Annotated in this window: 22 protein-coding genes; 10 read left to right on the top strand and 12 right to left on the bottom strand. The window is 68.6% G+C overall.

Going from position 1 to position 21893, the window contains the following annotated elements:
* Nucleotides 1-106 precede the first annotated feature (106 nt).
* The gene (locus tag AMYAL_RS0114545; RefSeq protein WP_020632039.1) at nt 107-1120 is read left to right on the top strand and encodes an endonuclease/exonuclease/phosphatase family protein; all 1014 of its coding nucleotides are present in this window, start codon (nt 107-109) and stop codon (nt 1118-1120) included.
* Between the two features lie 57 nt (nt 1121-1177).
* On the opposite strand, the gene AMYAL_RS0114540 is transcribed toward AMYAL_RS0114545, so the two are convergent.
* Together AMYAL_RS0114540 and AMYAL_RS0114535 are read right to left on the bottom strand one after the other, a co-directional pair.
* A complete protein-coding gene (locus AMYAL_RS0114540) occupies nt 1178-2017 on the bottom strand; it encodes an SIR2 family NAD-dependent protein deacylase (RefSeq protein WP_020632038.1) in 840 nt (279 codons plus the stop codon).
* Nucleotides 2010-2318 carry an antibiotic biosynthesis monooxygenase family protein gene (locus tag AMYAL_RS0114535; protein ID WP_005165349.1) on the bottom strand — a complete coding sequence of 103 codons (309 nt, stop codon included), beginning with the start codon at nt 2316-2318 and terminating at the stop codon, nt 2010-2012. The genes AMYAL_RS0114540 and AMYAL_RS0114535 overlap by 8 nt, the downstream gene beginning before the upstream one ends.
* 62 nt (nt 2319-2380) lie before the next feature.
* Here AMYAL_RS0114535 and AMYAL_RS0114530 point away from each other — a divergent pair, with 62 nt between their 5' ends.
* The gene (locus AMYAL_RS0114530; protein ID WP_039793974.1) at nt 2381-3583 is read left to right on the top strand and encodes an FAD-dependent monooxygenase; all 1203 of its coding nucleotides are present in this window, start codon (nt 2381-2383) and stop codon (nt 3581-3583) included.
* A 144-nt stretch (nt 3584-3727) separates the two neighbouring features.
* Here AMYAL_RS0114530 and AMYAL_RS0114525 read toward each other — a convergent pair whose 3' ends face one another.
* Nucleotides 3728-5173: a M1 family metallopeptidase gene (locus AMYAL_RS0114525; RefSeq protein WP_026467074.1), complete on the bottom strand. Its 1446-nt coding sequence runs from the start codon at nt 5171-5173 to the stop codon at nt 3728-3730.
* Between AMYAL_RS0114525 and AMYAL_RS0114520 the strand changes: the two genes are divergently transcribed.
* Nucleotides 5172-5972 (top strand): alpha/beta fold hydrolase, encoded by an 801-nt coding sequence (locus AMYAL_RS0114520; protein ID WP_093976514.1) that lies wholly within the window; start codon nt 5172-5174, stop codon nt 5970-5972. The two genes, AMYAL_RS0114525 and AMYAL_RS0114520, sit on opposite strands and share 2 nt — an antisense overlap.
* Here AMYAL_RS0114520 and AMYAL_RS45900 read toward each other — a convergent pair.
* From AMYAL_RS45900 to AMYAL_RS0114505, 3 genes are all read right to left on the bottom strand, one after another.
* Nucleotides 5951-6394, bottom strand: a complete 444-nt coding sequence (locus AMYAL_RS45900; protein WP_020632034.1) for a thioredoxin family protein — start codon at nt 6392-6394, stop codon at nt 5951-5953. The two genes, AMYAL_RS0114520 and AMYAL_RS45900, sit on opposite strands and share 22 nt — an antisense overlap.
* A gap of 30 nt (nt 6395-6424) precedes the next feature.
* Nucleotides 6425-6775, bottom strand: a complete 351-nt coding sequence (locus tag AMYAL_RS0114510; protein ID WP_026467071.1) for a rhodanese-like domain-containing protein — start codon at nt 6773-6775, stop codon at nt 6425-6427.
* Nucleotides 6776-6867: 92 nt separating this feature from the next.
* Nucleotides 6868-7794, bottom strand: a complete 927-nt coding sequence (locus AMYAL_RS0114505; protein ID WP_020632032.1) for a LysR family transcriptional regulator — start codon at nt 7792-7794, stop codon at nt 6868-6870.
* Between the two features lie 227 nt (nt 7795-8021).
* Here AMYAL_RS0114505 and AMYAL_RS0114500 point away from each other — a divergent pair, with 227 nt between their 5' ends.
* The 3 genes from AMYAL_RS0114500 to AMYAL_RS0114490 are packed head-to-tail and all read left to right on the top strand — an operon-like array spanning nt 8022 to nt 11002.
* Complete coding sequence (locus tag AMYAL_RS0114500) at nt 8022-8708, top strand: tRNA-dependent cyclodipeptide synthase (RefSeq protein ID WP_020632030.1); 687 nt, start codon at nt 8022-8024, stop codon at nt 8706-8708.
* 3 nt (nt 8709-8711) lie between these two features.
* Nucleotides 8712-10025 carry a purine-cytosine permease family protein gene (locus tag AMYAL_RS0114495; RefSeq protein ID WP_020632029.1) on the top strand — a complete coding sequence of 438 codons (1314 nt, stop codon included), beginning with the start codon at nt 8712-8714 and terminating at the stop codon, nt 10023-10025.
* Nucleotides 10022-11002, top strand: a complete 981-nt coding sequence (locus AMYAL_RS0114490) for a LysR family transcriptional regulator (RefSeq protein ID WP_020632028.1) — start codon at nt 10022-10024, stop codon at nt 11000-11002. Before AMYAL_RS0114495 ends, AMYAL_RS0114490 begins: the two co-directional genes overlap by 4 nt.
* Before the next feature lie 331 nt (nt 11003-11333).
* Here AMYAL_RS0114490 and AMYAL_RS0114485 read toward each other — a convergent pair whose 3' ends face one another.
* Complete coding sequence (locus AMYAL_RS0114485) at nt 11334-12776, bottom strand: M1 family metallopeptidase (RefSeq protein WP_020632027.1); 1443 nt, start codon at nt 12774-12776, stop codon at nt 11334-11336.
* A gap of 166 nt (nt 12777-12942) precedes the next feature.
* On the opposite strand from AMYAL_RS0114485, the gene AMYAL_RS0114480 reads away from it, so the two are divergent.
* Nucleotides 12943-14097, top strand: coding sequence for an MFS transporter (locus tag AMYAL_RS0114480; protein ID WP_020632026.1), 1155 nt, complete (start codon nt 12943-12945; stop codon nt 14095-14097).
* On the opposite strand, the gene AMYAL_RS45895 is transcribed toward AMYAL_RS0114480, so the two are convergent.
* The 4 genes from AMYAL_RS45895 to AMYAL_RS0114460 form a co-directional block, all read right to left on the bottom strand.
* Entirely contained in the window at nt 14042-14998 is a 957-nt protein-coding gene (locus AMYAL_RS45895) for a peptidoglycan recognition protein family protein (protein WP_020632025.1), read from the bottom strand. The genes AMYAL_RS0114480 and AMYAL_RS45895 overlap by 56 nt on opposite strands.
* Nucleotides 14999-15086: 88 nt before the next feature.
* Nucleotides 15087-15962, bottom strand: coding sequence for an HhH-GPD family protein (locus AMYAL_RS0114470; RefSeq protein ID WP_020632024.1), 876 nt, complete (start codon nt 15960-15962; stop codon nt 15087-15089).
* A 23-nt stretch (nt 15963-15985) separates the two neighbouring features.
* Nucleotides 15986-16477 carry a beta-class carbonic anhydrase gene (locus AMYAL_RS0114465; protein ID WP_026467069.1) on the bottom strand — a complete coding sequence of 164 codons (492 nt, stop codon included), beginning with the start codon at nt 16475-16477 and terminating at the stop codon, nt 15986-15988.
* A 51-nt stretch (nt 16478-16528) separates the two neighbouring features.
* A complete protein-coding gene (locus AMYAL_RS0114460; protein ID WP_026467068.1) occupies nt 16529-17629 on the bottom strand; it encodes a LacI family DNA-binding transcriptional regulator in 1101 nt (366 codons plus the stop codon).
* Between the two features lie 200 nt (nt 17630-17829).
* On the opposite strand from AMYAL_RS0114460, the gene AMYAL_RS0114455 reads away from it, so the two are divergent.
* From AMYAL_RS0114455 to AMYAL_RS0114445, 3 genes are read left to right on the top strand one after another with little or no spacing between them, the layout of a single operon-like run.
* A complete protein-coding gene (locus tag AMYAL_RS0114455) occupies nt 17830-18759 on the top strand; it encodes a metal ABC transporter solute-binding protein, Zn/Mn family (protein WP_020632021.1) in 930 nt (309 codons plus the stop codon).
* Nucleotides 18759-19592 (top strand): metal ABC transporter ATP-binding protein, encoded by an 834-nt coding sequence (locus AMYAL_RS0114450; RefSeq protein WP_020632020.1) that lies wholly within the window; start codon nt 18759-18761, stop codon nt 19590-19592. Before AMYAL_RS0114455 ends, AMYAL_RS0114450 begins: the two co-directional genes overlap by 1 nt.
* Before the next feature lie 5 nt (nt 19593-19597).
* The gene (locus AMYAL_RS0114445; protein WP_020632019.1) at nt 19598-20479 is read left to right on the top strand and encodes a metal ABC transporter permease; all 882 of its coding nucleotides are present in this window, start codon (nt 19598-19600) and stop codon (nt 20477-20479) included.
* Here the strand turns inward: AMYAL_RS0114445 and AMYAL_RS0114440 are convergent.
* The gene (locus tag AMYAL_RS0114440) at nt 20476-21789 is read right to left on the bottom strand and encodes an alginate O-acetyltransferase AlgX-related protein (protein WP_020632018.1); all 1314 of its coding nucleotides are present in this window, start codon (nt 21787-21789) and stop codon (nt 20476-20478) included. The two genes, AMYAL_RS0114445 and AMYAL_RS0114440, sit on opposite strands and share 4 nt — an antisense overlap.
* Between the last annotated feature and the right edge of the window lie 104 nt (nt 21790-21893).

The following is a 21893-nucleotide window of genomic DNA, read 5'->3' as shown; positions in this document are numbered from 1 at the left end:
CAAAGGTGCCTTCCGCGCCTGGCAGACCGCGCACAGCGCGCTGACAGCACCTGACACGTACTGATAAACGCTGGTAGGCGCGGTGTGAGGAGGTTGTGGAGGTCTTGTGGAGACCGCCGTCACAGCGCTCGTGATCGGCATACTCGACGTCATGGTGATCGAAGAACGGGTGCGCGGGGGCGCACGGGGGAAGCTCGTCAGCGGGCTGCTCGCCGGGGCGGTCGTGCCGTTCGCGGTGCTGACGGCGATGCGGCTGGTGGGCTACGACGGCAACACGTACACGATCGCCGCGCTCGCGCTGACGCCGTACGCCGGGATCGCGGCACTGGTGCTCGGCGTCCTCGCGCTGGGCCTCCGCCGCTGGTGGACCGCGGCCGTCGCGGTGGTGCTGACCTGCACGATCGCCGCGCTGGTGCTGCCCCGCGCGTTCGAGAACGAGCAGAAGGCGCTCGGCGGCAAGCACGTCCGGGTGCTCGCGTCGAACATGCTCGGCGGGCAGGCGGATCCGGACCGGATCGTCGGCTACGTGAAGGAACACCAGGTCGACGTCCTGAGCCTGACCGAGATGACGCCCGAGGCGATCACCCGGCTCGACCGGGCCGGGTTGTTCCAGCTCCTGCCGTTCCACGTGCTGAACCCGGCGGAATGGGCGTCCGGCTCCGGACTGGCGTCGAGGTACCCGCTCACGCCGCTGAAGCTGAGCGGCGATTCGAACCGCAAGCAGCCGAGCGCGAGCGTGGACCTCGGCGACGGCGTCCGGATCGAGGTCGTCGCGGTCCATCCGGCGGCACCGATGTGGGACAGGCACGTGTGGGTCGACGAGGCCAAAGACCTGCCCTACGCCGACGCCGAGCACGACATCCGGATCCTGGCGGGCGACTTCAACGCCAGTCTCGACCACTCGCTTTTCCGGGAGCTGCTGACCAGGGGATACGTGGACGCGGCCGATCAGCTGGGCAAGGCGCTGCAGGGGACTTGGACGAACGGGATGGTGCCGCCGGTGCCGATCGACCACGTGCTGGCGGACAAGCGGACGGCCATCGCGGACTTCCAGGTCCTGGACATGCCCGGTAGCGATCATGACGCGGTGTACGCGGAAATCGTCCTGCCCGGAAAGTGACTTCTCGTTGGTCCGTGAAGGCCTCCTTCCCTACCTTCAGGGTAGGCAAGGAGGCCTTCACGGATCGGGCTTCTGAGCCTCGTGAGAGGTGAGCAAGACGTCCAGGGCCTTGAGCGTCGCGAGGCCGTCGGTCGCGAGCGAAACACCGCGCCCGTGCCGGATCCGCGGCTCGCGCGGGTTGATCCGGACCAGGGCACCGGTCGCGGCGCTGGCCAGCTCCGAGTAGCGCCGCACCGTCGGCACGGCCTGCCCGGCGCCGAGTTCCACCACCACGAGGTCGCGATGCGCGCGGCGCCACGCGGTCAGCTCGTCGAGCTGGGCCTGACTGCGCTGCCCGAGCCAGTCGTAGTCGCCGAACATCAGGATGTTGGGCCGGGCGAGGCCACCGCAGCGCGGGCAAGACGGCAGCGGCTTCAGCGCGCGCATCGTGTCCTCGTCGATCGGGACCTCGACGTCGTCCGCGGGCCAGATCTCGCCGGTGCACCGGTCGAGACATTGGAGATGATGGATGGACCCGTGTGCTTCGGCGACGTGCGGATAGCCCGCCTTCTGGAACTGTCCGTCCACATTGGACGTGAAAGCGCGTGTCCCGCCGGGTTTGCGGGCTCCCCAGGACAGCAGGAGACGGAACCCGTCGTGCGGGACGGTGGCGCGGTACAGCGCGAGCCGATGCCCGTAGAAACCCCAGGCCAGCTCGGGGTCTTCGGCGAAATGTCGTGGGTCGGCCAGCTCGACAAAGCTGATGCCCAGCCGCTCGTACGGCGGGTACGCCTTCCAGAAACCCTCGTCACCCCGGAAATCGGGCAGGCCGGAGTCGACGCCCATCCCGGCACCGGCGCAGACGAGCAGCGCGCCGGCGCCGTCGATCAGTTCCGCGGCTCGTTCGAGCTCACTCACCCGGCTTCGAAGCCTGGACGACCTCGAATTCCAGCAGGTTCGCCCCGCTGGAGACCGGCTTCGCGCGCTCGCCCGCGTGCGCCTCACGCGCCGGGCCGGACGCCCACGCCTGATAGGCCTCTTCGGACTCCCACTTCGTGTAGACGAAGTAGCGGCTTTCGCCGGAGACCGGGCGGAGCAGTTCGAAGCCGAGGAAGCCGGGCTGGTTGTCGACGGCGTGCAGCCGCGCGGCGAACCGCTTCTCCAGCTCGGGGCCTGCGCCTTCGGGAACCTCGATCGCGTTGATCTTCACGACAGCCATGCCGTCCACCCTACGGTGAAACTCTTTTGCGCCGCGATGTGATGCGTGGGACCTTCCAGAGGATGGCTGACACGAAGATCCTCATCTCCGGAGCGAGCGTCGCCGGCCCGGCCTTGGCCTTCTGGCTCACCCGGTACGGCTTCGACGTGACCGTCGTCGAGCGCGCGCCTTCGCTGCGCCCCGGCGGTCAGGCCGTCGACCTGCGCGGAACGGCCAAGGAGGTCCTCCGCCGGATGGGGCTGGACGAACGCGTCCGCGCGGCGTGCACGGACACGAGGGGCGAGACGCTCGTCGACCGGAAGGGCCGCACGAAGGCCACCATCCGCGCCGACGACTTCGACGGCGACGGCGTGGTCGCCGAGATCGAGATCCTGCGCGGCGACCTGACCGACGTGCTGTACGAGTCGACCAGGGAGAAGGCGGAGTACGTCTTCGGCGACCGGATCGTCGCGCTGGACGAGCGGGCCGACGGCGTCGACGTCACCTTCGCGAGTGGTTCGCGGAAGACGTTCGACGTGGTCATCGGGGCGGACGGGCTGCATTCGGGCGTGCGGGCCCTTGCCTTCGGCGAGGAGTCCCGGTTCGTCCGGCATCTGGGCTCGTACCTGGCGTTCTTCACCGTGCCGAACCGGCTCGGCCTGCGGAACTGGGCGATCGGCTTCGACGACGTCGGCCGCTCCGCCGGGATCCGCGGGATTCGTGACGGCGACGAGGCGATGGCGTACTTCGGGTTCACGTCGGAGCAGGTCGACTACGACTATCGCGACGTCGAGGCGCAGAAAGCGCTGGTACGCCGCTTCGTCGCCGGGATGGAGTGGGAGGCGCCCTGGCTGCTGGAGCGGCTGGACGAAGCGCCTGACTTCTACTTCGACTCGTGCGCGCAGGTGGTCATGGAATCCTGGTCGCGCGGCCGGATCGGGCTGCTGGGCGACGCGGCCTTCTGCCCCTCACCGCTCTCGGGACAGGGCACGAGCCTGGCGTTCGTCGGCGCGTACGTCCTGGCCGGGGAACTCGCGGCTGACCTCGACGGCGGGCTCAAACGCTACGAAGCGATCATGCGCGAGTTCGTCGAGAACACGCAGGAGATGGGGCGGGACAACGCGGAGTCGCTCTTCGCGAAGTCGCGGACGGCCTTGCGGCTGCGCTACCTGATGACGCGCGTGATGCGGCTCATGCCGTTCGCCGCGCTGGCGTCGCGGAAGATGCGGGACGTGGTGAACGGGATCGACCTGCCGGACTACCCCGCCCCGCGACTCCGCACTTAGTCACCTGATTGCGGCGGTCTCACGCAGCAGCACCCACGTCGCGAAAGCCACTTTCGCGACATCAGACGTCCCGAAAGTGGCTTTCGCGACACTCGAAGCCGGCGGGCACGCGAGCAGTCGAACCCACCCGGCGCAAGCAGGTGACTAATTGCGGCGGAGGGTGCCCGGAAGCAGTTCGGCGTCCGGCGGGATCACCGTGCCGTGGAACCAGGCGTCGAAGAACGGCCGCAGGTCCTGTTCCGAAAGCTTGATCGTGAACGCCTCGAAATCCGCCCAGGAAGCGTTGGTGTTCCGATGGGCCGCGGGCCACTCCTTCAGCAGCCGCGCGAAAGCGCCTTCGCCGATCTTCCGCCGCAGCGCGTGGACGGCCAGGATCCCTTTGTCGTAGACGCCGTGGAATTCCTGCCCGGCCCCCATACCGACCAGTTTCGGGGTCCAGAAATCCGGGCTTCCCCGCATGATCTCGAGCGCGGCGCGGTAGCGGTCGTCGAGGTTCTCGTTGTCCCGCGATTCCTGCCACAGCCATTGCGCGTACGACGCGAGGCATTCGTTGAGGCAGATGTCGGACCACGAATTCAGCGTCACCGAATCGCCGAACCACTGGTGTGCGGTTTCGTGCACCACGGTGATCAGATCGGCCCATTTCGCGTAGGTCGGCCTGGTCTGGGTCTCCAGTGAGAAATGGATGTCCTCGTCGAGGTAGATCCCGCCTGCCGCGTCCACCGGGTACGGCCCGAACTTCGAGGTCAGGAAGCCGATGATCTCCGGCAGCCGCCTGCCGGTGTCACGACTGTCCTCCGCACCCGGCGCGTAGGCGTTGACCAGCGGTGTCCCGTCCGGAAGCGCCATCCGGTCGACGGTGAACTTGCCGATCGCCATCGTGGTCAGGTACGCCGCCACGGGGGTGCGTTCCTGCCAGGACGTCGAGGTCCAGCCGTTCGCCGAGGTCTTCTGGATCTCGCGCCCGTTCGAGATGACGGTCCAGCCGTCCGGCACCCGCGCCGTGAGGGTGAACATCGCCTTGTCGCGCGGGGTCTCGTTGACCGGATACCAGAACGACGCCGAATGCGGTTCGCCGACGATGAACGCGCCGCCGTCCTTCGACTTCTGCCAGCCGTTCTCGCTGCCGCCCGCCTTGGGGGTCGCCGACGGGTCGCCGCCGTAGACGACCTTCGTGCGGAAGGTGGTCCCGTTCCGGATCGGCTCGGCGGGTGTCACCGCCAGCTCGAATTCGCCCTCGCGGGCGAACTTCGCCGGTTTTCCCTCCACTTCAACGGATTGGACCGTCAAGCCGCGTAAGTCCAAGTTGTACCGATTGAGATCCTGAGTCGCTTTCGCGATCACCGTGGTGTCGCCGTCGAGACGCCCCTTCACGGGGTCGTAAGTGATCCCGACCTGGTACTCGACGGCGTCGTAGCCGCCGTTGCCGTCCATCGGGTAGTACGGGTCGCCCGCGCCCGGAGCGCCCGGCGCCGGATTCATCGGCGGCGGCGGAGGGGGCGCGGCCGGGGGAGGATCGGCGCTGCAACCGATAATCAGGGCGCAGACGACCCCCGAGACCAGACCGGCGGCGGGGACACGGCTGCGCATGGAGGGGAGCTTAGTGGTGATTCAGCGCGACGGGTTGATCACTTTCGGCGGTGATGGGCCGCCGATCGTCCTCCTGCACGGGTTGATGGGCAGGGCGACGACGTGGTGGCGGGTCGCGCGAAGGCTCGAACCGTACGGGCGTGTCCACGGTCTCGACGCGCGCGGGCACGGCCGCGGCCCGCGTGGCGGGCCCTGGCGCACGGAGCGGTTCGCCGACGACGTCGCCGCGGTGCTGCGGACCCTCGACGAGCCCGCGGTCCTGATCGGACATTCGATGGGCGGCCTGCACGCGTGGGTCACCGCGGCCATCCATCCCGGACTCGTCCGTGCCGTGGTCTGCGAGGACTTCGCGCCGGACCAGCGCGGCCGGACCGTCGACGCATGGCGCGGCTATTTCGAATCCTGGCCGGTCCCGTTCCGGTCGCTGGCCCACGTGCGCGAATTCTTCGGCGACACCGGCGACTACTTCGTCGAATGTGTCGAGGAACGTGAAGACGGCTATCACCTGATCGCGTCGCTCCCCGATCTGTACGAGATAGCGGCGGAATGGGGACGGCGGGACTTCTGGGAATTCGTCGAGCGCGTCAAGTGCCCCCTGCTCGCCATCGAAGGCGAGCGGACGGCGATGCCGCCTGGCCAGCAGGCGGAACTGGCCGCGCGGGTGCCCGGCGGCCTCGGACGGCATATCGTCGTCCAAGGCGCCGGGCACGTGGTGCACGACGAAGCGCCGGAGACCTACCTCGGTGCCGTCGAAGCGTTTCTCTCCGACGTCATCGGTCAGCCCTTCTTCGCCAGCTGAGCGTCGATCCAGGCGCGCAGCTTGGTCTCGCCCGGATAGCCGATGTTCCGCGCGGACGGCAGTTCGGCCGAGTTGCGGACACCGACCAGCGTCGGGAGGTAGCGGATGTTGTACTTGGTGGACAGGTCGCGGCTCTGGTCGACGTCGACCTCGCCGAGCACGAACTTGCCGCCGTACTCACCGGCGAGCCGTTCGATCACCGGCTTCATCTGACGGCACGGCGGGCACCAGGTCGCGCCGAAGTCCATGATGACCAGTTTCTGCTTCGAGATGTTCATGACTTCGGCGTAGTTGGCTGAAGTCACCGTCATCACGTTCTCTGCCATCGGTGACGGAGCGGCCGAAGCCGCGCCGTTGCCGAATCCGGTGATGAGCGCCAGCACACCGGCCAGCACGCAGACGAACCGTTTGCACTTGGACAAGACGATCTCCTTATATGCAGGGGGATCCACTCAGGACGAAGATCCGGTCGGCAATCCGCCCGCGACCCAGTCTTCGATGCCTTCGCGGTACTTGCGGACGTTCGTGTATCCGAGCTCCAGCAGGCGCCGTCCGACGAATTCACTGTTGCGGCACGGCGTGTTCGCGCAATAGACGACGATCGCGGCGGTCTTGTCCGGAAGCACCGTCGGTGCCAGGTGATCGGTGAATTCGGCAGCTTGTTCGTACGGGAATCCCGGAATGTTGAGCGCTTCCGGCAAATGCTCCTTTTCGAAATAAGCGACCGGCATCGTGTCGACCACGACCACCGTTCCGGCCTCCATTCGGGAGTGCAGTTCCGTACGAGTGATCAATGGCAGCATGGTTCCCCTTCTCTTCCCGGCCGTGATTGACGATTCCCATCGTCGGGCGTCTTCCGGGGCACGCTCTAGTGCCGCCTCGGCATGCCGAGGGGTTATCCGGCGGCCAGCCTGCCGTGGCGGTGCAGCCAGCCGCGGTACGGCGCCGTCCGCTCGGCGAGCCGCCAGTATCCCGCCGTCGCCTCGGTGGCGAGTTCCGGGACACCGGGCGCGTACGGGCCGTCCTCGCGCCAGGCGAGCACGTGCCGCACGCACATCGGCGCGTTCGCCAGCGGCCGGATGGCCAGCCCGTCCGACGGCGGCCGGGTCGGCTGGACCAGCCCGACCCCGTACCCGCCGCTGACCAGGTCCTCCCGCGCGGTGTCGATGTCGACGTCGTGGGTGATCCGGGGGTCGAAACCGTGCGCGAGACACATCTCGCGGAACACCACGCGGCAGCCGTCGCCGCCGCTGGACACGATCCAGTCCTCCCCGGCCAGTTCGGTGAGTTCGATCTCCTCTTCGCCGGCGAGCGGGTGTTCGGCGGGGACCGCGACGAACGACGGCTCTTCGACCAGGGTCATGGTCCGCACCTCCGGCGGCACCGGAAGCCCGCGCCCGCCGCAGATCATGATCAGCGCGAGGTCGATACCCCGGTTCGCGACCTGGGCGAGCAGCCGGGTGCGCGAGGTGTCCGCGCGGGTGCGGAACGGTTCGCCGGGTCTCAGGTCGCGCAGCCCGGCCAGCAGCGAACCCGTGATGGCGCTGTCGTTCCAGCCGACCCTGATCGATTCGCCGACCTCGGGTTCCTGGCGGTGGAAGTCGTGCTCGAGTTCGTCGAAGGTGAGCACGATCGCCTTGGCCCGGCGCAGGATCAGGGCGCCGAGTTCGGTGGGCCGCACGCCGTGCTGGTCGCGGTGGAACAGGGAACCGCCGACCATCCGCTCGATCCGGCGCAACTGGTGGCTGAGCGCGGGCTGCCCGAGCCCCAGCCCGGCGGCCGCCCGGTTGAGGCTGCCGGATGAAGCGATTTCACATATCACGCGAAGATGCCGAACCTGAATCTCCATGACTTCGTATACCGCGCTCCGCCCGTGTCCGGCACCTCCGAAGGTCGCGCCGATTTCACCGTTGTCGTGAACGCGTGAAAGATCCGGTGAATTCCTATAACGCGATGACAACCACGGTCGGCAATACCGGGGGTCACTCGCCGTGGCTACCTTCGGTCGACGCCTCATTCTCCCCGCATATCCGCTAATCAGGAGCCGTCTTGCTGCGACCACTGCCGCTCACGGAGCATTGCGCTGACCCACTCGCGCGAGCCGAGCACGTCTGCATCGGCATCAGCCCGTTCAACAGCTATTTCACGGTGGAACGGATCGCCGATCTCGCCCGCTGGGCCATGTCGGCTTTCACCGGTTTTCACTTCTTCGTCCCGGACGGTCCGTCCGCGTTCACCCTCGAAGCGCTCGGCTACGACCCGGTCCGCGCCTCGCAGAAGGCCCAGCGGCAGGGCAACTACACGCGGAACAAGATCGTCCGCGCGTTGCTGCAGGTCTGCCCTTCGGATCCGCACACCCTGATCCTGGACGCCGCGGCCCTCGAAGCCGATCCCGCCTACCTCGGCCTGCTTTCCGAGGCGCACCACCGCTTCGCCCTGGACCCGGAGTTCGCCGAACAGTGCCTCGGGGCCACCGGCTGGGTGCTGGACCGGCGGCTGCCCGAAGGTGAGCACCCCACCCGTGACCAGCTGCGCAGCGCGGTCCGGTACTTCCTGGCCGAGCTGCCGATGTTCGTCGGCACCGTCGCCGTGGCCGGTGTCGGCAGTTCCGTGTTCGCCTATCACCAGCGGGTCGCGTTCCTCGAACGGCTGTACCGCGGCGAACTGTCCTGGCGGCCGCTGCCGGGGCAGGGCTTCGTCGTCCTCGAACAGGCTGTCCCGGAACGGGCGGAGTGAGGCGTGGAACACGACGACTTCTCCCTGCGCCGGGTCCCGGCCGAACGCCGCTATTCCTGGGTCTCCGTCGCGCTGCAACGGTTCGGGCAGGTGTCCTCGTTCCACCAGTTCCTGCTCGGCGCGGTGCTCGGCTTCGGCATGACCTTCCGGGACGCGGTCCTGGCCATCACGATCGGTTCGGTACTGCTGGAGATCATCACCATCCTGATGGGCATCGCCGGCACCAGAGAAGGGCTGTCGACGTCGGTGCTCGCCCGCTGGACGGGGTTCGGCACCGGCGGGTCCTCGCTGGTCGGGCTTCTCATGACGCTCAGCCTGGCGGGCTGGTTCGGGGTGCAGAACGACGTGTTCGCCCACGGCCTGCACTCCTTGATGGGCGGCCCGCCGGTGTGGGTGTGGGCGCTCGCGGGTGGCGCTCTGGTCACCGTCATCGTCGTGTTCGGCTTCCACGCGATGGCCTGGACGGCGTATCTCACGGTGCCCGCCTTCCTCGCGCTGGCAGGCTTTTCGATCGTCACCGCGCTCGGTGACCATTCGCTGTCCGCGTTGATCGCCGAGCAGCCGCCAGGGCCGTCGATGTCACTGGCGCAGGGCACCACGCTGGTGGCGGGCGCGTTCATCATGGGCGCGATCATGACGCCGGACATGACCCGGTTCAACCGCACCGCGTCCGACGTGGTCAAGCAGACCCTGGTCAGCGTCACCCTCGGCCAGTACCTGATCGGCCTGATCGGTGTCCTGCTCGCGCACGCGGCGAAAAGCGCCGACGTGGTCGGGATCATCACCTCGTCGTCCGGGGTGCTCGGCACGCTGATCCTGGTCACCGCGATCCTGAAGATCAACGACTGGAACCTGTACTCGTCCTCGCTCGGGCTGGTGAACACCGTGCAGGTGCTGCTGTCCCGGCGGCTGGACCGCACCACCGCGACCCTGCTGCTCGGCGGTCTCGGCACGGTGCTCTCCGCGATCGGCATCCTCGACCACTTCACCACCTTCCTGACCTGGGTCGGCGTGCTCACGCCGCCGGTGGCGGGAGTGGTGATCGCCGAGTACTACGTCGTCCGGCGCTGGAAACCGGATCTGGACGCCACCCGCGCGTCCGGGGAGTTGCCCGCGACGTGTCCGACCTGGGTTCCCTCCGCGCTGATCTGCTGGGTGGCCGGGGCGGCGGCAGGAATCTGGCTGCCGTGGGGAATCGCCACGGTGAACTCCGTTCTCGGTGCTTTTCTCCTGTATATTCTTCTCGGCAGACGGACAACGGCCGCGGCGGTTCCCGCGGCGATGACTTCTTCCGGCGGATCGAAAACCCGTTCGTGACAAAGGAGTTCGACGTCGTACAGCTGGATGTCCACCACCTGAGGGTGATCCGGGCGATCGCGGACACGGGCAGTCTTTCCCGTGCCGCGATCGCTCTCGGTGTCACCCAGCCCGCCGTGTCCGCGCAATTGAAACGACTGGAGAACATGCTGGGCTACCAGCTGTTCGATCGTCGCGAGGGCAGTGTGAAACCGACGCCGATGGGCGAGCTCCTGCTGCGCCGGACGGCCGCTTTGCTTCCACAGCTGGACAAACTGCTCGAAGACATCGAGCAGCGCGTCTGTCCCAGCGGCCCGCCCGACGTCGTCCGCGTGGCCGCGGTGGCCAGCGCGCTGGTCGCGTATCTGCCGTCACTGGTGACCCGGCTGTGGCCGGAGGTCGCCGAAGTGCAGGTCGTGCACGACGACCATCCCGAGCGGCTGCTGCCGCTGCTGGCCCAGCGGCGTGCGGAATTGGGGCTGGTCAAGGACTATCCGGGATACGAGCTCGAAATCCCGGAAAACGTGGACACCGCGGTGGTGGTGACCGAGCCGACCTTCGTCCTGCTGCCGGAAGACCATCCGCTGGCGCGTGAGGAAAGTATCGACCTGCGTGCGCTGCGGGACGAATCGTGGGTGATGGTGTCCGATTCTTCGGCGGCCACGTTCACCAAATACTTCGCCGACGCCTGCGCGCGAAACGGTTTCAGCCCGTCTGTCACTCATCAGGTGACTTCGCAGCAGGTGGCGCTGCTGGTGGTCCGGTCCGGCGCGATCGGCCTTTCGCAGCCGATCTGCGATCCGTGCGACCGCGGTATCGTGACCCGGCCGTTGCGCGGGGATGTGTTGCCGCGCAGGCATATTCTCGCCTGGAACCGGGAGACCTTCGTGGCGGGACGGCAGGAGGAGCTGCTCGCCGCCGTGGTCGAGTCGTACTGGGCCGAGGCGAGGACGGCGCCGGTCTACGCCGCGTACCTGGAAAAGCGTCGTGAGCGGTAATGGCTGCTTTTGAGGGGTAAGTCAACCGTGTCGTGGGAGACGCGGCTCGCGTGATCCGTCTCTGATCACGCGAGTTCCGCGTCTGATCACGCAAGATCGCCCATCCCGCCCGGACACGCCGTCTTTGCCTTACCCCTCAGAAGAACCGTCCTTACCGCTCACGACCCCTTCGCCCCAGTGCTTACCCGGCGCCCAGTGTTGCGAAAGTGGCTTTCGCAACGCTCTCCCGCCGGGACGACACGCGTGACTGGACGGACGACACGCGCGCGGCCGGGTCCCGCCGCGAGTCGTCCGCGTGATCACGCGTGTCGTCCGTCCAGTCACGCGTACCTCAGTTCTTGGGGTAGAGGAGCGCGTCCGGCGGCCGTACCGTGCCGTCCAGCCAAGCGGCGTTGAACTCGCCGAGATCGCGTTGGGTCATCGCGGAGACGTAGAGCTCGAAATCGTGCCAGTTCTGGTTTCCCTGCGGGTTGATCGCCGGGAAGCCCGCCATGATCTGGAAGAACGCGTCGTCGCCGATGAGCCGTCGCAGCGCGTGCACCATCAGCACGGCTTTGGTGGTGGGCGCGAATTCGGTCCCTTTACCGGGATCGGTGAGCTTGGGCGCCCAGAAAGCCGGGTCCGCGCCCACCTTGGTCACCGTGTCGCGGTACCGCCGGTCCAGGTCGACGCCGTTCTTGGCCTCGTCCCACAGCCACACCGCGTATTGCGCGATGGACTCGGGCATCAGCGTGTCGCGCCACATCTTGCCGGTCACCCCCGCCCCCCACCATTGGTACGCGGTGGCGTACACCAGATCGGCGACGGTGGCCGTGCGGCCGTACACCGGCCGGGTCTGGGCGCCGTGCGTGTAGCCGAGGGAGCGGTCGAGGAACAGGCCGCCAGCCGCCGATTGCGGGTAGTCGCCGAACTTCCCGGTGAGGAACTCCAGCACCTCGGGCAGCCGTCCGCCGATCTGCCGCTTGTCGACGGCACACGGGTGGTAGGCGTTGATCGCCGTCCGGCCACCGGGAAGCGTGATCTTTTCGACTTCCCAGCGCCCGATGCCGAGCATCGCCGTGCTCGGTGCGAGGGCGGTGTCCTCCGACCAGGTGACGGTGTGCCGTCCGACGCCGGCGGGGATGTCGGAGACCTGGAAACCGTTGCCCATCACGGAGAATTCGTCCAGGACGGTGACGGAGACCCGCAGGGCCGCTTTGTCGACTTCGGTTCCGTTGACCGGGAACCAGGTCATCGCAGACCGCGGCTGGCCGGTGGCCACGGCGGAATCGCCGTAGGTGGCCAGCCAGCCGACCCGGCCGCGCGCCGTGGTGAGCGGCTCCGGCCGCCCGTCGTAACCGACCACCACGGTGAACCCCTTGCCCGCGGTCAACGGGGTCCGCGGGGTGATCACCAGTTCGTGTTCGCCCGAGCGCCGGAACGTCGCGGCCACCCCGTCGACGGTGACCGAGCGGACGGTGAGGCCGCGCAGGTCGAGGTCGAACCGGCTCAGGTCCTGGGTGGCCGTCGCGGTGATCGTCGCCTTGCCGCTCAACAGCATCGAGTACGGCGAGTAGTCCAGCGCGAGCGAGTACTTGTCGACGTCGTAGCCGCCGTTGCCGTCCTTCGGGTAGTAGGGATCGGGTCCGAGGACGGTGCCATCGGGCGAGACGTGCACGTAGCCGTCGCTGCCGGGTGCCGGCTGAGCCACCGCCGAAGCCTGGCAGGTGCCGATCATCGTGGTGGCGAGCAACGCGGTGCACAGTGGCTCCTGCCACCGAATCCGCACGGTCATGAACGAGCCTTCTCTCTACAGGGGAGGGTGCCCGGCCATCGTGCGTACGTCCGCGCGGCGCGCGGCACTGCCAGCCGGGCATGCCGCGGGGTTATCCGGGCCGATAACCCCGCGGCATACCCGCCAGGGACTACCCGCGCCGGTCCGGGGAAGAGATCGTCGGGGCATGCTGCCCCTCCCTGCGCTGCTCGCCCTGACGACGACGGTCTTCCTCGGCTGCCTCACCGAGGTGCTGCCCGCCGGGCTGCTGCTGGGCATGTCGGCGGACCTCGGCGTCTCCCCGTCGGTCACCGGGCAGCTGGTGACGGTCTACGCGATCACCACCGCGCTCACCGCCATCCCGCTCACGGGCGCGACGCTGCGGGTGCCGCGCAAACGCTTGCTCCTGGCGCTGATCGCCGGTTTCCTGGTCACCAACCTGCTGATCGCGCTGTCCTCGTCGTACCCGCTGATCCTCGCCACGAGGGTCGTTTCCGGGGCGCTGACCGGGGTGATGTGGTCTCTCGTCGCCGGCTACGCGATGCGCCTCGCCCCGCTGGGACTCACCGGGCGCGCGCTGGCCGTGGCCATGTCGGGCACCCCGATCGGGTTCGCCCTCGGCGTCCCCGCCGGTACCGCGCTCGGCGAGCTGGCCGACTGGCGCTGGGCGTTCGCCGCGATGGCGCTGATCACCGTTCCGCTGCTGGCCTGGGTGCTCGTCGCGGTGCCGGCCGTACCCGCGGACCCGGCGGGCACCACCCGGCCGCTGGCCGCGTCACGGCTGCCGGGGATGCGTCCCGTGCTGGCGACGGTGGCGCTGTTCTCGTTGGGGCACAACGTGGCCTACACCTACATCGGCCCGGTGCTCGCCGGGCTGGACGCGGCGTCGATGCTGGGCTCGGCGCTGCTGGTGTTCGGCTGTGCCACGGTCGGCGGCCTGGTCGCGGTCGGCTCCGCGCTCGACCGTCATCCCCGCGCCGTCCTGGTGTCCTGCACCGCCATGACGGCCGTCGCCATCGTCCTCGTCGGACTGAGCGGCGGCGTCCACGGTCTGGTGCTGACCGCCGCCGCGCTGTGGGGCCTGGCGTTCGGCGGCGCGCCGACCGCTTTCCAGGCCGTCACCGCCTTGATCGCGGGCCCCACCGCCGACGCCGCCCAGTCGCTCACGATCGCGTCCTGGAACGGCGCCGTCGCCGGTGGAGCCCTCCTCGGCGGTCTGCTGCTGCCGCTGGGAACAGCACTGCTCCCTTGGTGCGCCGCCCTTTTGGTCCTTTCGCCGCTGCTGCTCAGCCGGCGAGTCGTGCTTTCAGCGCCCGCAGATCGGTGCCGGACCCCACGATGAGCGGCCAGACGTCGGAGCCGAGGAACCCGGTCTCGTCGGTCGCCGCGGTCGCGCCGCAGGTGTCGCGCTCCAGGCCGTTCCGGGCCGCCACGGCGGCGACGGCGTCCTTTGTGGACTGTCCGAAGACGCCGTCGACGGGAACGGTGAAACCGCGTGCCCGCAGGAGTTCCTGGGCCACCCGTACTCGCGGTCCGGCTTCACCGGGTTTGAGCAGCGGCCACTCCGGCAGATCCGCCTTCGGCGACGCGGAGCCCAGCAGCTTCCCGACCGCGGTGCGCAGTTCCGGAAGCCGGTTGTACAGCACGGTTCCAGGGCATTCGGTCGAGTTGAAGTCCCGGTGCCCCTTGATGAACTCCGGCGATATCCCATACTGCGAAGCGATGTACGCGACCATCTTCACCAGCGAGTCCCAGAGCGCGGGCGGGACGTCTTCCTTGCTGTAGAGGCCTTCGTTCTCGATCCCGATGCAGGTGCTGTTGTTGTTGCCCACGTTCGCGCCGAGCACGTGCTGCTTGCCGCCGCGCAGGATCTCCAGGCTGCGATGCCGCCCTTCGGTGATGTGCCCGCCGCGGCTGTTCGTGAACTGCTGGCCGCTGTCCACCCAGCCGCGGGTGTCCATGTGGAAATTCTGGATCGAACGCGACGCCCAGTAGGCGTGTTCGAGCGTGTAGTCGGTGACGTTCCCCGGATCGACCGTGTGGTGCACGACGATGTACGTCGGTTTGTGGTTCTGCACCTCGATCGCCCCGTTCGGCGGCCGGGCACCCCAGGCCGCCGTGTCGTGGATCGTCGGTTCCTGTGCCGCCGCGGCCGCGGCGGAGATCGTTGTCGTCCCCAGTAGCCCGACGGCGCTTACCGTCAGGCCGCCCTTGAGCGCGGTACGTCGGTCGAAGTCGGCCACGGGCGTAACTCCCATCATGCGCGTTGGCCGGAAAACTAACCCGCCATCGCGTCGATGACAACCATTGACCAACTTTTGTCGTAATGCGTTAGTGTTCGCCAGGTAGAGAGAACAGGCCGTCCCCGGTCTGTTCGAGCAGGCCATCGACCAGCAAAGAGTCGAGGCAGCGGTCGCGCTGCCCGGATTCGTCCCAGACGAGATCGAGCCGCGCCTTCTCGACCGGGCCTTCGGTACCGCGCAGGACGTCGAGCAGCAGACCGCGCACCTGGCGATCGGTACCGGCGAACTTCTGGACCTGCTTCGCGGGCCCGGCGTAGGCGGGTTTGCCCGCGTGCTGCCAGGCGCAGTCGTCGTAAATCGGGCAATCCGCGCATCGCGGCGACCGGGCGGTGCAGACGAGCGCGCCGAGTTCCATCAGCGCCGCCGAGAGTTTCGCGGCGGGCGCATCGTCGGGCGGCAGCAGCGCCTCGACGTCGGCCATGTCGCGGGTGTTCGACGGCGGTCCGGCGTCGCCCGCGCCGTGCACCGCCCTGGCCACCACGCGCCGGACGTTCGTGTCCACCACCGGCGCCCGCTTGCCGTAGGCGAACGCCGCGACGGCTCGCGCGGTGTACGCGCCGATGCCGGGCAACGCGAGCAGAGTGTCCACATCGGACGGTACGATGTCGCCGTGCTTTTCGGCGACGACCGCCGCCGCGGCGTGCAACCGCAACGCGCGTCGCGGGTAGCCGAGCTTGCCCCAGGCGCGCACGACCTCACCCTGGGACGACGCCGCCAGCGCCGACGGCACCGGCCAGCGCGCCATCCATTCGTGCCAGATCGGCTGGACGCGCGCGACCGGCGTCTGCTGCAACATGATCTCGCTGACCAGCACGCCCCAGGCGGTGCATTCCGGTTCACGCCAGGGCAGATCGCGCCCCACCTCGTCGAACCACTCGGTCAGCACATCCGCGTCGACGCCCACGGGGCCAGCTTAAAGAAAGCGCGTCACGCGATCTCCGTGAGGTGTCCCGTCTTCACGTCGTAGACGAATCCGCGCACGTTGTCGGTGTGCGGCAGGAAATCGCTGCGCCGGACGCGCTGCACCGACCGGCGCACGCTGTCCTCGACCTCGCGGAACGCTTCGACGGCCCAGGTCGGACGCAGTCCGGAGGCCTCTTCGAGTTCGTCCTTGAAGTCGTCCTCGGTCACCATGGAGAGGCCGCATTCGGTGTGCTGGACGATCAGCACCTCGCGCGTGCCCAGCTTCCGCTGGCTCAGCGCGAGCGAACGGATCATGTCGTCGGTGACGACGCCGCCGGCGTTGCGCAGGACGTGAGATTCGCCCTGGAGCAGGCCGAAGAGCTCGAACACCCGGATGCGGGCGTCCATGCAGGTCAGAATCGCCACCTGGAGTGATGGCCTCGGGGACGACCGGTCACCAGGAGTGACGTCGCCCAGCTCCTGGTTTCGCTTGAGAAGTACGTCTATGGAGGTCACGTGACCATTTGAACGGACACGCCCGGTGAGAGCAACGCTTTACGGGCTACATCACGGCCCGAACCAGCGTTCCTCTGCCGTCCGCGGCGGCGCCGACGTGCGGCCGACCCGCAGTTCCGTCTGCAGGGTGATGACCTTCGGCCCGACCCGGTCGGCCGAGCTGAGCAGCAGCTTGCCCGCCGCCTTGCCCTTTTCGAGCACCGGCTGGTGGACCGTGGTGAGCCCGGAACGTTCGGCCTCGGTGATGCCGTCGAATCCGGTGACCGTCAGATCCAGCGGTACGCGCAGCCCGCGGCGTTCCGCTTCGGCGAGCGCGCCGAGCGCGAGGATGTCCGAAGTGCAGATCACGGCCGTGACCTGCGGATATGCGTCGAGCAGCTGTCGCGCGGCCGACGCGCCGTCGTCCACGGTGTGGTCGAAACGCTCGACGACCGGCACCGTCGCCCAGTCGACCCCGGCCGCCGAGAACGCGGCGGCCAGCGCCTCCAGCCGGATCCGCTGGACGTGGAAATGCGCGGCGCTCTGCCGCTGGATGGAGACGAAGTCGTCGTTGCGTTCGCGGGCCAGCCGCATGCACAGCACGCCGATCTGCCGGTGTCCCAGCGAGATGAGGTGCTCGGCCATGGCGGTGACCGCGGCCGCGTCGTCCGGGCCGACCCGGTCGACGCCGTCCACCCGCGGCTGGTCGATGATCACCGTCGGCACCGGGCGTTCCAGCACGGCGCCGAGATGCGGGTCGTCGTCGGGCACCGAATAGACGACGAAACCGTCGACACCCGCGCGGTGCACGGCCGCGACGTCCTCGTTGCCGGGGCTCGCCGGGACCAGGTGCAGACCGACGCCCGCGTCCTCGCAGGCCAGCGCGAGTCCTTCGAGCACGCCGACGGCGGCCGGGTCGCGGAAGGCGTAGGAGAGGTTCTCGGTGAGCAAAAGACCGACAGCACCCGCCTTGCGTGTCCGCAGTGAACGGGCCACCGGGTCCGGGCCCGGATAGCCGAGGCGGCGCGCGGTCTCGAGGACGCGGCGGCGCAGCTCAGGGGACAGCTGGTCGGGTCGGTTGTAGGCGTTGGAGACGGTGGTCCTCGACACACCGAGCTCCGCGGCCAACGACGCCAGTGTCGCCTGCCTCCTGGTGCGAATAGGACGGCCCATCCGCAAACCGTAACGGTTCAGAACGTTTTGCAGAAGCATCACCCGACGTGTGGCAGGTCTCGATTCAGAGTGACCCTGGGTACAGCTCGGGCCTGGACGGCGGGCTCTGTCAGCCGGATGGGGTACAGTTGAATCTGACAACGGTTTCCATTACCCGGCATCTGGGACACCTGGCCTGGGCATCCGCAGGAGTGCAGTAAATGAATTCCCGCCGTACCAAGAGTGTTTTCGCGGCCGTGTCGGCCCTCGCCGTCCTCGCGCTCGGCGCGACGGCTTGCGCGTCGAGTGACAAGGCCTCCGCGGGCTCCGGTTCGCAGAACGCGTCCGCCGCGAACCCCGGCGGCGAGAAGATCAAGGTCGTCGCCTCGACCGACGTCTGGGGCAGTGTCGTGACCGCGGTCGGCGGCGACAAGGTCGAGGTCACCTCGATCATCCACGACCCCTCGGCCGACCCGCACTCCTACGAGACCACCGCGAGCGACGCCATCGCCGCGAAGAACGCGAAGCTGACGCTGTCCAACGGCGGCGGCTACGACGAGTTCTTCTCGAAGCTCGCCGACCAGGCCACCGGCGCGCAGAAGCTGGTCGCCGTCGACATCGCCGCGACCGGCAACGAGAACGAGCACGTCTGGTACAGCCTGCCCGGCGTCGAGAAGATCGCCGACCAGGTCGCCGCGAAGCTCGGCGAGATCCAGCCCGCGTCGAAGGATGCCTTCACCGCCAACGCGACCGCGTTCAAGGGCAAGACCGAGGAACTGCTGAAGAAGGTCTCCGGGCTGGGCACCTCGGGCGGCAAGGTCGTCGCGACCGAACCGGTCGCGCACTACCTGCTCGACAGCGCGAAGGTCACCGACGCGACCCCGCCCGCCTTCGCCGCGGCCGTGGAAGCGGAGCAGGACGTGCCCGCCGCCGCGCTCAACCAGGTCAAGCAGCTGATCACCGGCAAGCAGGTCAAGGCACTGATCAACAACGCGCAGACCACCACCCCGGTCACCCAGCAGGTCGTCGGCGACGCCAAGACCGCCGGGATCGCCGTCGTCGACGTCACCGAAACGCTTCCCCAGGGTGTGACCGACTACATTGCATGGATGACGAAGGCAGTGGACGCGCTGGCGGGAGCGTTGAAGTAGTGAGCTCCGTACCCGCCGAGGCGCGTCCCGCGGTCCGTGTCCGCGGGGCGAGCCTCGCGTTCGGCGCCAGGACCCTCTGGTCCGGACTCGACCTCGACGTCGAGCCCGGTGAGTTCCTCGCGATCCTGGGGCCGAACGGCTCCGGGAAGAGCAGCCTGCTCAAGGTGCTGCTCGGCCAGCAAGGACTGCCCGAGGGCACGGTCGAGATCGCGGGGCGGCGCCCCGGCGGGCAGAACCGGCGGATCGGCTACATCCCGCAGCAGCGCGCCCTCGACGAGGGCCTGACGATGCGCGGGGTGGACCTGGTCGGCCTCGGCCTGGACGGGCACCGGTGGGGCACCGGCCTGTTCGGAATCTCGAAACGACGCCAGCTGGTGGCGCGGGCGATCGACGCCGTCGGCGCCCAGGCGTACGCGAAGCGGCCGGTGGGGCGGCTTTCCGGTGGCGAGCAGCAGCGGCTCCGCGTCGCGCAGTCGCTGGTCGGAGACCCCGAAGTCCTGCTGTGCGACGAACCGCTGCTCTCCCTCGACCTCGCCCACCAGCGCGCGGTGAGCGAGCTCATCGACGAGCGGCGGCGTTCGGCCGACACCGCCGTCCTGTTCGTCACCCACGAGATCAACCCGATCCTGTCCTATGTGGACAGGGTGCTGTATCTGGTGAACGGCCAGTTCCGGGTCGGCAAGCCGGACGAGGTGATGAACTCGGAGACGCTGTCCGAGCTGTACGGCACGCGGATCGAGGTGCTCAAGGTCGGCGGGCAGATCCACGTCGCCGGGGCGCAGAGCGCGCTGTGCGAGGACGAACCCCACCACATCGACGAACAGGCCGGATAAACGCCGTGGACAAGATGTTCGACTTCGCCCTGACCGGCGAACTCCTCGGCCTCGACTTCGTGCAGACGGCGCTGCTCGCGGCCGCTGTCCTCGGCCTGGTGGCGGGCGTGCTCGGCCCGCTGGTGGTCATGCGGCGGATGTCGTTCGCCGTGCACGGCACCGCCGAACTGGCCTTCACCGGCGCGGCGGGCGCGCTGCTGCTCGGGGTCGGCGTCGAACTCGGCGGCCTCGCGGGCGCGGTCATCGCCGCCCTGCTGATCGGGATCCTCGGCGGCCGCGAGTCCGAACGCGACTCCGTGATCGGCGTGATCCTCGCCTTCGGACTCGGCATGGGTGTCCTGCTGCTGTCGTTCTACGAAGGCCGCAGCGCCAACAAGTTCGGCATCCTCGTCGGGCAGATCATCACCATCGACTCGACCAACCTGAACCTGCTCCTCGGCGCCTCGGTCGTCGTGCTGGTGGTGCTCGCGGTGATCTACCGGCCGCTGCTGTTCGCCACGGTCGACCCCGCGGTCGCGTCGGCGCGCGGTGTCCCGGTGCGACTGCTTTCGCTGATCTTCGCGGTGCTGGTCGGGATTTCGAGCGCGCTCGGTGTGCAGATCGTCGGCGCGCTGCTGGTGGTTTCGCTGATGGTGACCCCGGCCGCGGCGGCCGCGCGGGTCACGGCGAGCCCGTGGAAGGCGACGGTGCTGTCGATCGTGTTCGCGGAGATCGCGGCGCTCGGCGGGATCATCCTTTCGCTCGCGCCGGGCAAACCGGTGAGCGCGTTCGTCACGACGATCTCGTTCGTGATCTACCTGGTCTGCCGCCTCATCGCCTGGCTGCGCGGCCGGAGCTCGCGGGTCCGCGTGGAGCCGACGGCGGTGCCGCAGCCCGCTTTGCGCTAGCGGATCGGGTGCTCGGCGAGCGCCTTCTTGACCGCTTCGAGGAAACCGGGGTCGATGAACGCGAGCTGACCACCGGCCACACTGCGTTCCACGGCTTCGAGGACCACGACGTTCGCGTTCACGAAAGCGTCGACGGCCTCGGCCTGTGACGTCTTCTGCGTGAAGTGCGCGAGCATCGTCAGGTTCGTGAAAGCGCCCGAGAGATACCGCGAAGACGCCTTCGTGAACGAGTCGCCGTAGATCAGGACCTTCTCGTCCACGGTCCCGATCAGCGGGCTCGCCGTGCGGTACACCGGCTTGTCGATGTCGCCGTTCGGCTCGCCCGCGCGCTCGACGACGCCGTCCGGGCGGAGGCTGTACAGCGTGTTCGTCTTCGTGCCCTGCTTGCTGATCAGCGGTGGAAGGTCGGCGACGGTGTCGTACTGGCCGACGGGAACGCTGACCCAGGTCTGCGTGACCCCCGGTTTGATCGCGTTCGCGATGGCGCGCGTCATCACCAGCGCGCCCTCGTCGGCCCAGTGGGTGTCGTTCGGCGGGTAGATCGGATGCTGCACCCGGCCCTCGGACGCGCGCAGTTCGGGCCGGAGGTCGATCGCGCGGGCGTCCTTGAGCATCCGGTGCCAGGTGGGCGCTTCGGCCGAGCGCGAGCAGTCCTTGCCGGGGTAGGTGTCGGGCAGGAACTGCGGGACCATCGTCGACTTGTCCGGCGCGACGACGAGTTCGAACCGCCTCCCGGACTGCTCGACCGCGCGCCGCAGCTCGTTGATCTTGTCGATCGTCTCGGGCAGGGGGCGGGACGGATCGCATTTCGCGTCGGCGTCGTAGCCGTAGTACAGCCAGCCGTCGCGGCCCTGCACGACGCGGCGGTAGCCGGACGCGGCGTTCGGCACCGGGCCCTGGGTGGGCGCGGTCTTGGACGGTGTCGGCGCCGGCGGAGCGGGGATCGGGCCCGCCTGCTGCTGCGGTGGCGGCTGGTCGAGCGGGGCGCCCTCGCCGAAGACCCCGCGGCTGATCGCGTCGGTGGCGGCGATCGCGCCCGGCCGGAACGACAGCTGGTCGATGGCCCAGGCGGGCATGTCGGTGAAGAAGCCCCAGCCCTTGTCCAGGCCGGGGAAGCTCGCGAGCTTGTGGTTCTCGATCTCGCCCGGCCGCACGCCGAACACCCACAGCAGCGCGGGGGTGGTGAAGAACAGCAGCGCGCTGATCAGCGCGGTCAGCTGCCTGCCACCGTGCCGGGGACGGTGCAACGCGTGCTCGCGCGGAAGCCATGCCTCGTGGACGGCTGGCAGCTGCTGGGGTTCGGACGCCACCCCTCCACCGTAATCATCCCGTGTCTCCCGCACGTGAGAACGCCTCACTTCCGCCCCCCACAGATCGCGTTCAGCCCGCTAAACGCGATGCCTCCGTCGTCCTG

Origin of the sequence: Amycolatopsis alba DSM 44262 (assembly GCF_000384215.1) — a bacterium.
Lineage (GTDB): Bacteria > Actinomycetota > Actinomycetes > Mycobacteriales > Pseudonocardiaceae > Amycolatopsis > Amycolatopsis alba.
This window is presented reverse-complemented; position numbering and strand designations above follow the sequence as displayed.